Below are 13,979 nucleotides of genomic sequence, written 5' to 3'. Positions count from 1 at the left end.
CCGAGCCGCCAGAGATGTACTGGCAGGTGTAAAACTCCATCCAGGAGGCGAAAATTCTGCTTAGCCAGTGGGCCCAAAATCATCAAGAATGGTGTGGGCCCAAGCCTTACAGCCTCACCCTCAAGGGCGACGACTTTTACTATTTGGTGCGGGTGGCCACCGGGCGGACCATCTTATACCTAGCTAGTTGCTATACTCAACACTAGTTTTAATAGCGCACTTAGTTTGTCATTTCATGAACATATAGTTTTTGTTACTCCCTGGATTACAGATTTTCTAGACTAATTGCGCCTTCTTACAAGCGTTTTAAACACAGCTAGTTTAATTAACCTCGACTGCTAAAGTAGCAGTATGAAAGCTACCATGCTAATCTCCATATTCGATTAAGTTTTTCTATATAATAAAAGCTTCGATGGCTATGATTTCGCTAGAAGAATTATTTACTATTTATGCTTACTATTATTGGAATACTTGTCTACCAATTAACAATTAAGTATCTACTAGCATAAAATTATATATATTATAAATTAAGCCTTACTATCCTTATCCTCCGGCAAAATGCAGTTATCGCCTGTAAACCATGACAGATGAGTACAGCACCCAGCTTTGGAATGCCTTTCGCGGAGGGGAGGCTCAGGCGCTGGCTACTTTGTTTGATACTTACTACGAAGCGATGTATCACTACGGGTTGAAGCTGACGGGCGACGAGGAATTGGTGAAGGATTGCATCCAAAACTTGTTTCAGAAGCTGTGGCGCCGTCGCGAAGGGCTGCGAGCTGTGCAGGTTGTGAAAGCGTACTTATTCAAGGCGTTGCGGCGGCACCTAGGCGACGAAACCAAGCTACTGCGGCGACACCGCTACCTGCTGCCTACCTACACCGACTCGTTTGAGGTTACCTACTCGCACGAGGAGTTCTTGATTGCCCAGCAGGTTGATGCGGAGCAGAGCGCCCGGCTACTGGCCGCCCTCAATCAGCTCTCGAAGCGCCAGCGTGAGGCGCTGTATTTGAAGTTTTTTGATGGGTTTTCTTATGAGCGCATTGCGGAAGTGATGACTTTGAATACGCAGTCAGTTCGCAATCTGATTTTTAAGGCTTTGCAAACGCTGCGCAAGGTGTTGGCCCTGGTGTTGCTGTGCCTCTTAATTAGCTAACAAAGTGCGTGTTAGTTCTTGAAATCTTAGTAACTTCAAAAAAAGTTTTAGCCGGAATGAGTATAAACGGCTGCTTGAGCCGTGATGGAAATGAGTGGGGCTGCTAACGACTACTTGGCCGTTAGCAAACGGCGGTGCAATACCGCTATTTAACTCTGCTAGTTGCCTATGAACTACGCTGCTTACTCCACCGAAGATTTTTTAGCCGACGAATCATTCCAGGCATTCGCGCTGGGTCACGACCCAGCGGCCGGCCAGTTTTGGCTTGCGTGGCTGGCGCAGCACCCTGCCAAGCAAGCGGAAGCCGACGAAGCAATGGCGCTGCTACAATTGCTGGCGACCAGCTATTCGCCGCCCCTGCCTCATCACCTCAAGCAAGTGGAAGCTGCGAAGCTGTGGCGAGCGCTGCACCTACCCACCACGCCCCGGCAGCAGCCCGTGCTACGAGTGAGCCAACGCGCCCGAGTTTGGGCCAGCGTGGCGGTGGCCGCGCTGGTGCTGGGCGTGGTGGGGGTAGGCGTGTGGCAGTACGCCACCGTTGCGCCAGCTCCGGCTTGGACCAGCTATGCCACCCGCGCCGGTGAGCACCGGCAGGTGCACCTGCCCGACGGCTCGCGCGTGACCCTGAACGACAACTCGGTGCTGAAACTGGCTACCCCCTGGCAACCGGGCCACGCCCGCGAAGTATGGCTGACCGGCGAGGCGTTTTTTCAAGTGCAACACACCGCGCCCGCCCAACTGACAGCCGTAGCTCATGCGCCAGCCAAGGTGAAGTTTACAGTACACGCCGGGCCGCTCGACGTGGCCGTGCTCGGCACGCAGTTCGACGTATTGAATCGGCCGGGCCGGACGAATGTAATTCTGCAATCGGGGCAGGTGCAGCTGCGGCACCAGTTCGCTGGCCACACCGAAGAGCTGCTGCTGAAGCCCGGTGAACTGGCGGAGTTTCTGCCGGCCGCTCCCGCTGCGCCACTGGCCAAGCGTGCCGTCAATGCCCCTCTGTACGCGGCATGGACTAGCGGCCACCTAGACTTTGACGACACACCGATGGCAGAAGTCATCACCTTACTAGAAGACACTTACGGGCTGCACATTACCCTGCGCAACCCGGCTTTGCGCCAGCAAAAGCTCACGGGCTCAGTGCCCAACCACGACCTAGATGTGCTGCTGACTACCCTCGCCAAATCGCTGGATACCAACGTGCACCGCACTGGCAGCCAGGTTCGGTTTGACTGAGCACCACCTGACCTGCTGCTTTTCACCCTTTCTCATTTCCCACCCATGGTCCACTATACTCCTTCCTTAAAGCTGCTGCCTTTTTTGGTTGCCGGGGGCCTGCATATTGCCCGGGCGCAGACCCCTGTAGTGGCAATGCTTCGGCCAGTCCAAAACGCAGAATCGAATCCGGTACGGGCGGCAGAACGCGGCACGTCGCTGGAAACCATCTTGTTGGACTTGAAGAAAACGCATCACGTATTCTTCATGTACCGCAGTGAGTTAGTAAAGAACCGATTCGTCGATATAACCGCTCACACGTTTAAAACCTGGGAAGAACAGTTGACCTATGCGGTGACAGCCAGCGGCCTGCGTATAGAGAAAACTGACTACAATGTGTACGTTATCTCACAGCCCAAATTGCCGGGTCCCGAGCCGCAATCGATTGCAGGCAAAGGCGGGCCTATCCCCCCCCTGGTAGAAGGGACCGTAGCCCCCGCCGCAGTGCCCATTACGGGCCGGGTAATGGGCCCCGATGGCGCGGCAATACCTGGCGTGACTGTGTTGGTCAAAGGCACATCCAACGGCACCACTACCAACGCCGATGGCAGCTTTTCCCTTAGTCTGCCCGACGCCAACGCCACGTTGGTGATATCGGCCATTGGCTTTGTAACGCAGGAAATACCGCTGGAGGGACGCACGCAGCTTACCATCGCGCTGGCTACTGATGTGCAGACGCTGAGCGACGTGGTGGTGCTGGGCTATACCACCGAGCGCAAGGCCGACCTCACCGGGGCCGTGGCACAAGTGAACCAGCGCGATATCAGCGACTTGCCGGTGACTACGCCCGCGCAGATTTTGCAAGGCAAGGCGGCAGGCGTGGCCGTGACGGCGGCCACGGGCGCGCCGGGCGAGAATATCGCGGTGCGCATTCGGGGCGTGGGCACTATCAACGACAACAACCCGCTTTACATCATCGACGGGGTGCCAACCAAGGACGGCATTAACCAGATTTCGCCCAATGATATTGAGAGTATTAATATTCTAAAAGATGCCTCATCGGCCGCCATTTACGGGGCGCGGGCATCGAACGGGGTGGTAGTGGTGACGACGAAGCACGGCAAATCGGGCAAGCCGCGGCTGAGCCTAAGCGGCTACAGTGGCGTGCAAACGGCGGCCAATCTCATCAAGATGGCCAACACGGCGCAGTATGTAAACGCCTACAACGTAGCCGCCCAAAACGATGGCCGCGCGCCCTTTCCGGCGACGCTGGCCGCCACACTGCCCGATGTGAACTGGCTAAAAGAAGTGTTAAAGCCCGCCTGGCAGCACAACGTGCAGCTCGATGTAAGCGGCGGCGGCGAAAACTCGCAGTACATCGTATCGGGCAGCTACCTGACGCAGGACGGCCTGATAAATAACTCCTCCTACGACCGGTACAACCTGCGCACGGCAGTGAGCAGCTCGCTGTCAAAGTTTGTTAAAATTGGTACCAACGCCAACCTCTCGTACGCTAAAACCCGGCAGGTCGGCACCTCCGGCGATGGTTTCGGCGACGGCAACCCAGGGGCCAGTATTGTGCGCTACGCGCTGTTTCGTACGCCGGGCACGCCGGTTTACAACGACCAGGGGCAGTTTGTGGATTTGCCCACGGCGGGCGGGCAGCCCGCCACGGCGTACCTAGGCGACGGCATCAACCCGGTGGCGCTGGCCGACGCTACCGACCGCAATTTCAACGCCTATTCGGTGCTCGGCAATGCCTATGTGGAGGTGACGCCCATCGCGCATCTGCGCGTCCGGTCGGACTACGGCGTTACGTTCCGCATTACCGATTACAAGCAGTTTTTCAAGACCTTCGGCATCGACCGCTCGTTCAACTCGCCGGCCTCGCTGGCGCAGTCCAACACCAACGACTTCAACTACAACTGGACCAACACGGCCGTGTACGAGCTGCCGGTGGGTAAGAGCACATTTAATATCCTGGTTGGTACCGAGGCTATTAAGAACAATTCGCGGGCCATCTCGGCCTCACGCCGCGGCTACGTCGACCAATCGCCCACCTTCCAGTACCTCGACAACGGCACGGGCGTGCAGCAAAACGGCGGCGGTGAGGCTCACTCGGCCTTGTTTTCGGAATTTGGGCGACTGACCTACGACTACGACGGGCGCTACTTGGCTACCGTCAACTTCCGGCGCGACGCCTCATCGCAGTTGTCGCCTGGCATGCGGGCCCAGAATTTTTACTCCGGCTCAGTAGGCTGGAACCTGGCGCGGGAGGCCTTTATGAGCAACTTGGAGGGGATTTCATTGCTCAAAGCGCGCGTGAGTCTGGGGCAACTCGGCAACTCGGCCATTGGCAATTACCCCTACGCCTCGCTGGTGGGCAATACTGGCTACTACCCATTCGGGGGCGTGTCGACGCAGGCACTGAGCGTGGTGACTAAGGGTAACCCGAATATTCGCTGGGAAACTAGCACCCAAACCAACTACGGCCTCGACCTGGGTTTACTAAAAGGCGCGCTGCAGCTTTCGGCTGATTATTTTATCAAGAAAACGTCGAATGTGCTGCTGTTTTTGCCGCAGCCCAGCAGCGCCGGCAACGGCGGCAACCCGGCCGTGAACGCTGGTGAAATCCGCAACCAAGGCTTCGAGCTAGAGCTGAACTACCGCAACACGGTGGGCAAAAACTGGCGCTACAGCGTGAACGGCAATATGGCCACGCTGCGCAACCGAGTAGTGTCACTGGGCACGGCCACGCCCATCGTGGGCGGCCGCATCGACAATAACTACTACGCCACGCTAACTAGTGTGGGCCAGCCCATTGGCTCGTTTTACCTGCTGAAGACGGAGGGTATTTTTCAGACTGCGCAGGAGGTATTTACCCACGCCTACCAGGGCCCCGGCATTCAGCCGGGCGACGTGAAATTTCAGGACATCAGCGGGCCCGACGGGGTGCCCGATGGGGTGATTGACGGCTACGACCGCACGTTTGTGGGTAGCCCAATTCCGAAAATAACCTATGGCCTGACGGGCAACATCAGCTTTAAGAATATTGACCTGAGCTTGTTTTTCCAGGGGGTGCAGGGCAACAAGCTCTACAACCAGGTAAACACGGATATTGAGGGCTTCTACCGCGCCTTTAACCTCACCGAACGGGCGGCCACCAACTACTGGACCGGCCCCGGCAGCACCAACCAGTTTCCACGCCTGTCCTGGACCGGGGCCTCCAACAACAAGCAGCCCTCCGACCGCTTTCTGGAAGACGGTTCGTACCTGCGCCTCAAGAACGTGCAACTCGGCTACACCTTCAGCGACAAGCTGCTGCACCCGTTGCGCATTGCCTCGGTGCGCGTCTTCGCCAGCGTGCAGAACCTGCTGACGTTCACCAAGTACACCGGCCTCGACCCCGAGCAGGGCACCAACAGCAACTCGCTCGGCGACGGGGTGCGGGCCACCGGCATCGACTTCGGGACTTACCCCTCGGCGCGCACCTTCACGGTGGGCCTCAACGCTGGCTTTTAACTACTTCGCTCTTCTATTTCTATGAAAATCCCACCCACCGCCCTCCTGCTGGGGGCTTTGCTAGTTACCACGGTTGGCTGCAAAAAATTCCTGGACCAGCCCGTGCTGGGGCAGTACGAATCCAGCCAGTTTTTTACTTCCGACACCAACGCTATTCTGGCCGTGAACGCGGCCTACGTGCCGCTCTCGTTCCGCGATGGCGGCTCGAACGTGCTGTGGGTGCTCGGCGATGTGGCCTCCGACGACGCCGTGAAGGGCAGTAACCCCGGCGACCAGGCCGACTTCGAAAACATTGATATCTTTAACATTACGCCCATCAACGCGGCCGTGGAAGCCCAGTGGCGGCGCAATTACGACGGCATATTTAAGTGCAACGTGGTGCTCGACGGCCTACCCGCCAGCAATACCAGCGTGAGCGCCACGGTGCGGCAGCAGGTGGTGGGGCAGGCGCAGTTTCTGCGGGCCTACTATTACTTTCAACTGGCGGCCATTTATGGCAACGTGCCGCTGCGCCTGAAGGTGGAAACGCCCGAAGAGCTGCAAAGCCCGGCCGTGCCCCAAGCTCAGATTTTTGCCCAGGTAGAGCTGGATTGCCAGGCCGCAATGGCCGCCCTACCCCCCACCTGGACCGGCACCGACGTGGGCCGTGCCACCAAGGGCGCCGCCATGGCGCTGCTCGCCAAAACCTACCTCTACGAGCAGAAGTGGGCCCAGGCCGCCCAAACGGCGCAGGCCGTGGAGGCGCTGGGCACCTACAGCCTGCTGCCAGTATTTGCCGACAACTTCCGGGCGGCTACGAAAAACAACGCGGAGGCCATTTTCTCGGTGCAGCACACCACCGGCCTCAGCCCTACCCAGGGCAATAACCTCAACCAGTGGTTTGCCCCGCGCCCGCAGAATGGCTACGGCTTTTTCCTACCCACCCAAAGCCTGGTCGACAACTTCGAGCGCACCTCGGCGGGCGTGGTTGACCCGCGCCTCGACTACTCGGTGGGGCGCGCGGGGCAGTCGTTTTTCGGCGTGCCCTTCGACCCGACTTGGGCCACCACGGGCTACGTATCGAAAAAGCACTTGCAGCCGCTCACAGAAATACCGACCACGACCAAGGGTGACGGCAACCTGAACTTCCAAGCTATTCGCTACGCCGAGGTGCTGCTGATTGATGCCGAGGCGTCTAACGAAGCTGGCAACAACGCCAACGCCCTGAAGGCGCTGAATCAAGTGCGCAAGCGGGCCCGCGAGAGCTACCTCTACGATAATACCTTGCCGGGCGCGGGCACCGTACCCACCGGCCTGCTGCCTAACATAACCCTGACCGACCAAGGCCAGCTGCGCGACGCCATCCGCCGCGAGCGGCGCGCCGAGCTGGCCCTGGAATTTCAGCGGTTTTTCGATATCGGGCGCTACGGCCAGGCCTACGCGCAGCAGGCGCTGGCCGACCGGCCAAATTTCAACTACGCCCGCAACCGGTTTTTCCCCATTCCGCAAAGCGAGCGCGATACCAATAAAGCCTTGTAGCCGCCGTGCTTTCCCACCCCCTTACTCCCTGTGCCATGAAAAGCTCGAAATTTTACGCGCTCGTGCTGTCCGTACTGCTGCTCGGGGCGCTGACTTTCGCCTCGTCGTGCTCTAAAAACGACGATAATGCTCCTGTGGGCAACGTTGACAAAGCGAAGCTCACGGCCCTAATTGATTCTGCCACGGTAGGTTACAACGCCGCCGTGGAGGGCAATAAGCCCGGCAACTACGCCCCTGGTTCTAAAGCCGCCCTCAAAACAGCCCTTGACCTATCGACGGCCACGAAAAATGACGCCAGCTACAACCAAGCGCAGGTAAACGCGGCCACGGCCAACCTGCGGCGCGCCGTGGTGGCCTTCAAATCGGCGCTCATTCAGGAAGTATCGGTAGCTAACCTGGTGGCGCAGTGGAAGTTTAGCGGCAACGCCAACGACGCCACGGCCAACGCCAACAATGGCAAGCTAAGCTCGGGGCCCATTGGCCCCGGTACGGCGCCCGGCGATGGCGGCACCTTACCGGTGTTGGTCGCCGACCGGTTTGGCCAGGCCGGGCAAGCCTACGAGTTTACCAATGGCGCCTACATCGAGGTGCCCTATAAGGCGGCCCTGAATCCGCAGGCTCTCACTATGAGCTTGTGGTGCAAGCGCTTCGATAGCAATTCTGACAATTATATGCTGTCGCTGAACCGCTGGACGGGCTACAAATTCCAGCTGCAAGGGGCTGGCAAGCCCTTCCTCACCATTTCCACTACCTCAGCCATTGCGGACAAGGACGCGGACTCCGGCATTGTGCCCGTAAACGTGTGGACGCACGTAGCCGTGTCGTACGCCGACGGCAACATGCGATTCTACATCAACGGCGCGCTGGTCAAAACCTACACCGACGTGAAGGGACCGCTGCTGACCGTGCCCCAGCCCGTGGCGCTGTGCATTGGCCAGCAGTTGCCCAAGAATATCTATAATAGCACGCCCACTGGCGGCCAGGCCACGGGCTACTTCGATTACTACGGGCCAGCTTATTTTAAAGGCCAGCTGGACGAAATCCGCCTCTACAACCGCGTCTTGACCGATGCCGAAGTGCAGTCCATCTATACCATCGAAAAATAGCGCGCTCCCCTACCCTAGTCCCACCCTCAACCCCCCGAACCTGCATGCGTATTTCCACCCGCCACGCCCCCGTTTTCACTGGCCCTATTGCCACCCTGGCGCTGGCCCTGCTAGCCGGCTGCAATGGCCAGTCCGGTGCCACTTCGGCCACTGCCCCCCCCGCTGCCGCCACTGCCGGTGGCACCGACTGGGCCCTGCTGAACTTCGCTAAGCTAGACAGTATCAACCCCATCATGGGGCCTAGCACGGTGGGCAAGTTTTACGACCCTATCTTGGGCAAGCCTGTGCTGTGGGAGGAAAAAGATGTCTTTAACCCCGCCGTGGTGGTGCGCGAAGGCAAGATTTACATGCTGTACCGGGCCGAGAACAAAATCACCACTTTCGGCAAAGCCTCGCGCATTGGGCTGGCCAGCAGCACCGATGGCATTCATTTTCAGCGCGAGCCGGAGCCCGTGCTTTACCCCGCCAACGACGACCAGAAGAAGTATGAGTGGCCCGGCGGCACCGAAGACCCACGGGTAGTGGAAAGCGACGACCACACCTACTACATGACTTACACGGCTTACGACGGCCAGCTGGCGCGCCTGCACGTGGCCTCCTCGCCCGACCTGCACCACTGGACGAAGTACGGCAACGTTTTCGCCCAGGCGGCCGGGGGCAAGTACCTGGATAAGTGGACCAAATCGGGCTCCATCGTGTCGCGCTACGAGCCCGATGGCCGCATCGTAGCCACCAAAATCAAGGGCAAGTACTGGATGTACTGGGGCGATGCCCAAATTTGGCTGGCCACCTCCGACGACCTCATTCACTGGACGCCCGTGGAAATGGCCCCTAGCGAGGAGCCCCCCGTGCCGTTGCGCGCCCAGGCCCTGACCATGCCCACGCTCAAAATCATCTTGCCTACCCGCGCCGGCAAGTTCGACAGCGACTTAGTAGAATCGGGGCCGCCGGCCATGCTCACCGACCAGGGCATTCGCCTGATTTATAACAGCCGCAACGTGCCCTCGTTTGGCGACAAAAACCTGCCCGAAGGTACGTACTCGGCGGCTCAGGCGCTCTTCGACAAAGACGACCCGACCAAGCTGCTTCAGCGTACCGACACCTACTTTATGCACCCCGAGAAGCCCTACGAAACCACCGGCCAGGTCAACCAAGTAGTATTCTTGGAAGGCTTGGCCCGCTTTAAGTCTAAGTGGTTCCTCTACTACGGCACCGCCGATTCGAAGATTGCCGTCGCCTCGCGGCCTGAGTAATTTAGAATGTCCGGACTTCTTTCCTAAAAGCAGCGGGCTGAGAGCTAGGAGAAAAGAGGCGGCTGAAAAATTACCTGAGCATGCCGGTCTGCCTTGCCACCCCGGTCGGCCTACCCCCTACCTTGCTCCGCATGGCTGCCTACCTCAGCTTTGACACACTCCTACGGCCTACCCCCTACTGTGCTCGTAAGCGGGGCCTTGGCAGGCCGGGCACAAAGTACTAGACGCTACTTTTCAATACGCTAGGCGGTATAGCTGATGCGTATCAGGTTTATTAATCGACAAAAGCCGCTTCTCAAATTGGGAGGCGGCTTTTGCGTTTTACAGCTCACAAAGAAGTGTTGATAATAGTGATGCACTGGCAGGCTACCACGAAGCAGACGGCCTCATGGTAGTGGGTGCCGGCTACAGACTAGCGCCAGAATTGCCCGCTAGTTTGGTAACCAAACACGCTATTTATTCTGCTGAGTTGGCCCTGGCACTTGCCTCTTGATTAGGCCCTAAGCCGGGCCGGGCAGCCACAGCCAAAAGTTAAGATGCCGCAGACTCGCCCATTTTTTCGCCATGTCAACCACGTTACGGGCATCAGGGCTCGTGCCCCGGAACCCGAGCGCTACCCCTACCATTTTCGCACAGAGTGTGCGGTTGGCCAGTGGGTGAAGAAGCGGGGGCACTGGCAGTATTACCTAGCCCGCCCGGGCGAAGAGCGAGCGCAATGCCCCGTTTGTATTGAGCTCCAGGCAACGCTACCCACCGGCTAGCTATAGTAGCTACTTGCTACCCCCAGCCGGCACCGCTTGCTCAGCCCCAAATCAGGACGAAGGTGCCGCTGATGATGAGCAGCGCGCCCACGCCCACATGCCAAGTTAGCTTTTCGCCTAAGAACACAACGGAGAGCACTAGGGCAATGGCCACGCTGAGCTTATCGACCGGCGCCACCTGCGAGACTTTGCCCAGCTGCAAGGCGCGGAAATAAAATAGCCACGACAAGCCCGTAGCCACGCCCGACAAACCCAGGAAAATGAGGTTGGTACGAGTAAGCAAGTGAATTTTCTCCACTCCGCCCTGAAAGTAGGCGATGCCCCAAGCCAGCAGTAGGATAACGACCATGCGGATGGCCGTGGCCAAGGTAGAATCAACGCCTTGGATGCCAATTTTGGCCAAGATGGCGGTAAGGGCAGCAAACACGGCCGAGAGCAAAGCATAGAACCACCACATAGGAACGAATAGTAAAAAGCAATTAGATACTCCCTGCGCTATTTACCAAACTCTAGCACCCGGAACGTGCCAGGCACAATGCTAGGCCGCGGCTTTGGGTTCTCGGTGGTGGCGGCCGGGGTAGGGCCCAGGTCGGCGGTGCAGGTATACAGGTGGTTTTGGGGGTCTTTGGCCACAGTGCGGGCGCCCTTAGCGGTAGGAATGGTGGCGACCACCGTGTACTTGTCGGGAGTATCCTGGTGGATGACGGTGAGCGTGCCATCGCCGCCATTTGTGGTCACGATGTTGCCGGTAGCCGAGTCGAAAGCGGCCCCATCCACTCCACTGCCGATGGGCAGCACGGCCACCTGTTTGCCGGTTTTGCTATCGGTGACGACCAGCTTTTCGTTGGCGCAGGCGCTGAAGAGGCGGTTGTTTTTGGCATCGAAAGCCAGGCCGGTAGGCTCGGCCCCGGGAGCTAGCGCGTAGCGATGCCGTACGGCCAGCGTTTTGGCATCGAATTCGATGACTTCGCTTTTGTCTTCGATATTGACGAAAATATGGCCTTTACCATCGGTAGCGGGCACTTCTACATCGCCGCCCAGCTCGGCGGTGCCCACTACTTGGCCGGTGGCCGGGTCGAGCACGCTGCTCTTGCCGCCGTCGTTGCTGAAGGCAAATACACGTTTAGAGAATGCGTCGTAGAACAGGGCATCGGGCTTGGGACCGGTAGCAATGGTGCCGAGGTTTTTGAGCGTTTTCAAATCGAAGATGACGCAGAAATTATTACGCCCGCAGCTGACGTAGCCCCGGTTGGCGCTGGGCACTACAGCGATGCCGTGCGCAGCAGGCGTGTTAGGAATTGCGCCGATGACTTTGTGAGTTTTGAGGTCAATGACTTCAGTTTGGGTGCCGTGCGCCACGTAGAGGCGCTCGCCGGCCGGGTCCACGGTTAAGAAATCCCAACCTCCTTCGCCCCCGATGGGAATAGTGCGGAGCAGATGGTAGGGCGCGGCGGCCGTTTGGGCCTGGGCGATAGGAACCGCACCAAGTAGAGCCAGCGACGTGGCCAAAAGCAAATTTTTCATGGTTTAAGGAGGAGAATCTAAGGGCTTAGGTAGGCGCTTTGACCGAAGTCAGCTCGGTCGGCAGAAGCCGCAGGGCAGCGTAGATAAGTGGATAACGAGCCCCAACTACCAAGCAGAGCAAAATGAGTGACAAGCCCTGGGTGCCGAAGCCCAGACCGTTTTTGGCCACGGGCTTGGTGAGTAAAGTACCGAATGCGGCCCCGAAGGGCCGGATGAGCACAAAGGCAATCGCAATGCCGCCAACGCACGCACGGCCAGCCACACTGGGCCAGACAATGATGGGTAGTGGCAGCCAACGCAGCTGGTGGTGGGCCTAACCACAGCAGAGAAGTAAGAGACGTGCGTAGGTCTATCATCAGAAAGTGGCAGCCTTTAGTTACCACTCTCCGCCACGCCAGCTAGCAGCTAGTGCCGGGAAGTACAGACCGCTCGCCAGCCACTGGTAGACAAGAGTAGGAGCCAATTCTAGAGGGACCCTGTGCACGCTGGCGCCGAATCGATACTTACACTTTGATTGCCGCAGCAACCTCATCGGTCCCTCAACCAATAAGTCTACGTACGCCACTGCTGCGCCTATTGCCTGTGACTTGCCGCTTGCTCCAAAGCCGGAGCCCCTACCCCACCGGACCGCTGATTGAATTCGACGCGCAAGGTGTGGCGGACCGGGTTGGCATCGTAGTCGTAGCGCACTCGAAAGCCATAAAAAGCGCAGATGTGCTGCACGATACTCAGGCCCAAGCCAGGCGAGTCGGAGGCCGCATTATGCTTGCGAAACCGCTCAAAAAAGCGTGTCGGCTCTCCCTCAATGGCGGGGCCAGTATTGCTGACTTCGAACGCCGTGGGGCCTAAGGCTACGGCAATGTGTCCACCGGGATAATTATGCTTGATAGCATTTTGCAGCAGGTTGTGCACCAGTGAGTCGGCCAGGCCAGGGTGCATGGCGCGGGTAGGCAGGTCCGGCGCGATGTCCACATTCAAGTGCAGGGCGCGAGCTTCGAGCAGGGGTTCGAGCACGGCCACGCGGTCGCGCAGCACCTGGTCGAGACTGACGGGCATCAACTGGGCGGGGGCAAACTGGTGGTTTTCGAGGCGGCTCAGCAGCGTCAGGGCTTGGTGCAGGCGCGAGAGACGCTGGGTAGCCTGGAGTAGTTCGCCCAGCAAGGTCATCGTCGCTTCGTCTTCCGTCAACGAGGGGGCTTGCAGCAATTGCTCCATTTTGGCCTGCATAATGGCCAGCGGCGTCTGGGTTTCGTGGGCCGCGTTTTCGGTGAATTCGCGCAGGTTTTCGTAGTCGGCTACCAAGCGCTCACTCAGCTGATTGAGCGCCTGATTAAGCTCCGCAAATTCTGCAATGGCCGGGGCAGGCAGGTCTAGCGGCTGGTGCAGATGCAAGTCGTAGGCCCGCAGCCGGGCCAGCGTGTGCTGAAACGGTCCCCACAACCGCCGAGCCAGCCAACGGTTCAGGCCAATTACGCCAAACACCAGCACCACTAGCGCCCCCAGCATCACGCCCAGTACTACCCGCAGCAAGTCGTGGGTTTCGACCAGCGACTTGCGCAGGGTAATCCACTCGGCCGGTTGGCCTGCGGCCACAGGCAATAGCCGAAACGTAAGCTGGCGATGCGGCACCAGTTCCTGCTCTACCGGGTCGAGCAGTAGCGTATCACTAAAGCCCGTGGGCCGCGGGCTACTACTGCGGCTCAGCTGGTAGGCAAACAGGGTAGGCGGCAGGCGCTGCTCGCGCGCCACCAGCTGCTGCACGTACAGCTGCTCATTGTAGAGCTGCTCGTCGGCCTCATGGCGAAGGGCCCAGTTCAGGCGCAGCAGCAGCAGGCCGCTGGTTAGGGCAAACAGCCCGGCCATCAGCGGCACATAGTAGCGAGTGGTGGCTGCTAGTAGCTTCATAAAAGATGGAGTAATGGGTTAC

The 13,979-nt window shown here is 58.6% G+C and carries 10 protein-coding genes; 6 read left to right on the top strand and 4 right to left on the bottom strand.

Annotation, left to right across the window (positions count from 1 at the left end):
- Window positions 1-580 precede the first annotated feature (580 nt).
- The 6 genes from GO988_RS14330 to GO988_RS14305 all read left to right on the top strand — a co-directional run bounded on the left by GO988_RS14330 (window position 581) and on the right by GO988_RS14305 (window position 9,767).
- On the top strand, window positions 581-1,153 hold the full coding sequence (locus GO988_RS14330; protein ID WP_157566603.1) for an RNA polymerase sigma factor: 573 nt from the start codon (window positions 581-583) through the stop codon (window positions 1,151-1,153).
- A gap of 168 nt (window positions 1,154-1,321) precedes the next feature.
- A complete protein-coding gene (locus GO988_RS14325; RefSeq protein WP_157566601.1) occupies window positions 1,322-2,389 on the top strand; it encodes a FecR family protein in 1,068 nt (355 codons plus the stop codon).
- A gap of 45 nt (window positions 2,390-2,434) precedes the next feature.
- Window positions 2,435-5,890 (top strand): SusC/RagA family TonB-linked outer membrane protein, encoded by a 3,456-nt coding sequence (locus GO988_RS14320; protein ID WP_157566599.1) that lies wholly within the window; start codon window positions 2,435-2,437, stop codon window positions 5,888-5,890.
- A 21-nt stretch (window positions 5,891-5,911) separates the two neighbouring features.
- On the top strand, window positions 5,912-7,408 hold the full coding sequence (locus GO988_RS14315; RefSeq protein ID WP_157566597.1) for a RagB/SusD family nutrient uptake outer membrane protein: 1,497 nt from the start codon (window positions 5,912-5,914) through the stop codon (window positions 7,406-7,408).
- Between the two features lie 35 nt (window positions 7,409-7,443).
- Window positions 7,444-8,514, top strand: a complete 1,071-nt coding sequence (locus GO988_RS14310; protein ID WP_157566595.1) for a LamG domain-containing protein — start codon at window positions 7,444-7,446, stop codon at window positions 8,512-8,514.
- A gap of 44 nt (window positions 8,515-8,558) precedes the next feature.
- A complete protein-coding gene (locus GO988_RS14305) occupies window positions 8,559-9,767 on the top strand; it encodes a glycoside hydrolase family 130 protein (protein WP_232341521.1) in 1,209 nt (402 codons plus the stop codon).
- A gap of 801 nt (window positions 9,768-10,568) precedes the next feature.
- On the opposite strand, the gene GO988_RS14300 is transcribed toward GO988_RS14305, so the two are convergent.
- From GO988_RS14300 to GO988_RS14285, 4 genes are all read right to left on the bottom strand, one after another.
- Window positions 10,569-10,985, bottom strand: a complete 417-nt coding sequence (locus tag GO988_RS14300) for an EamA family transporter (RefSeq protein ID WP_157566593.1) — start codon at window positions 10,983-10,985, stop codon at window positions 10,569-10,571.
- A gap of 38 nt (window positions 10,986-11,023) precedes the next feature.
- Complete coding sequence (locus tag GO988_RS14295) at window positions 11,024-12,052, bottom strand: YncE family protein (protein ID WP_157566590.1); 1,029 nt, start codon at window positions 12,050-12,052, stop codon at window positions 11,024-11,026.
- Window positions 12,053-12,077: 25 nt separating this feature from the next.
- On the bottom strand, window positions 12,078-12,314 hold the full coding sequence (locus GO988_RS14290) for a hypothetical protein (protein ID WP_157566588.1): 237 nt from the start codon (window positions 12,312-12,314) through the stop codon (window positions 12,078-12,080).
- Between the two features lie 311 nt (window positions 12,315-12,625).
- Window positions 12,626-13,957 (bottom strand): sensor histidine kinase, encoded by a 1,332-nt coding sequence (locus GO988_RS14285; RefSeq protein ID WP_157566586.1) that lies wholly within the window; start codon window positions 13,955-13,957, stop codon window positions 12,626-12,628.
- Window positions 13,958-13,979: the final 22 nt, after the last annotated feature.

This window comes from Hymenobacter ginkgonis (assembly GCF_009755225.1).
In the GTDB taxonomy this organism is placed as follows: domain Bacteria; phylum Bacteroidota; class Bacteroidia; order Cytophagales; family Hymenobacteraceae; genus Hymenobacter; species Hymenobacter ginkgonis.
Note: the sequence above shows the minus strand (reverse complement) of the source record. Positions and strands in the feature narration are given on the sequence as shown.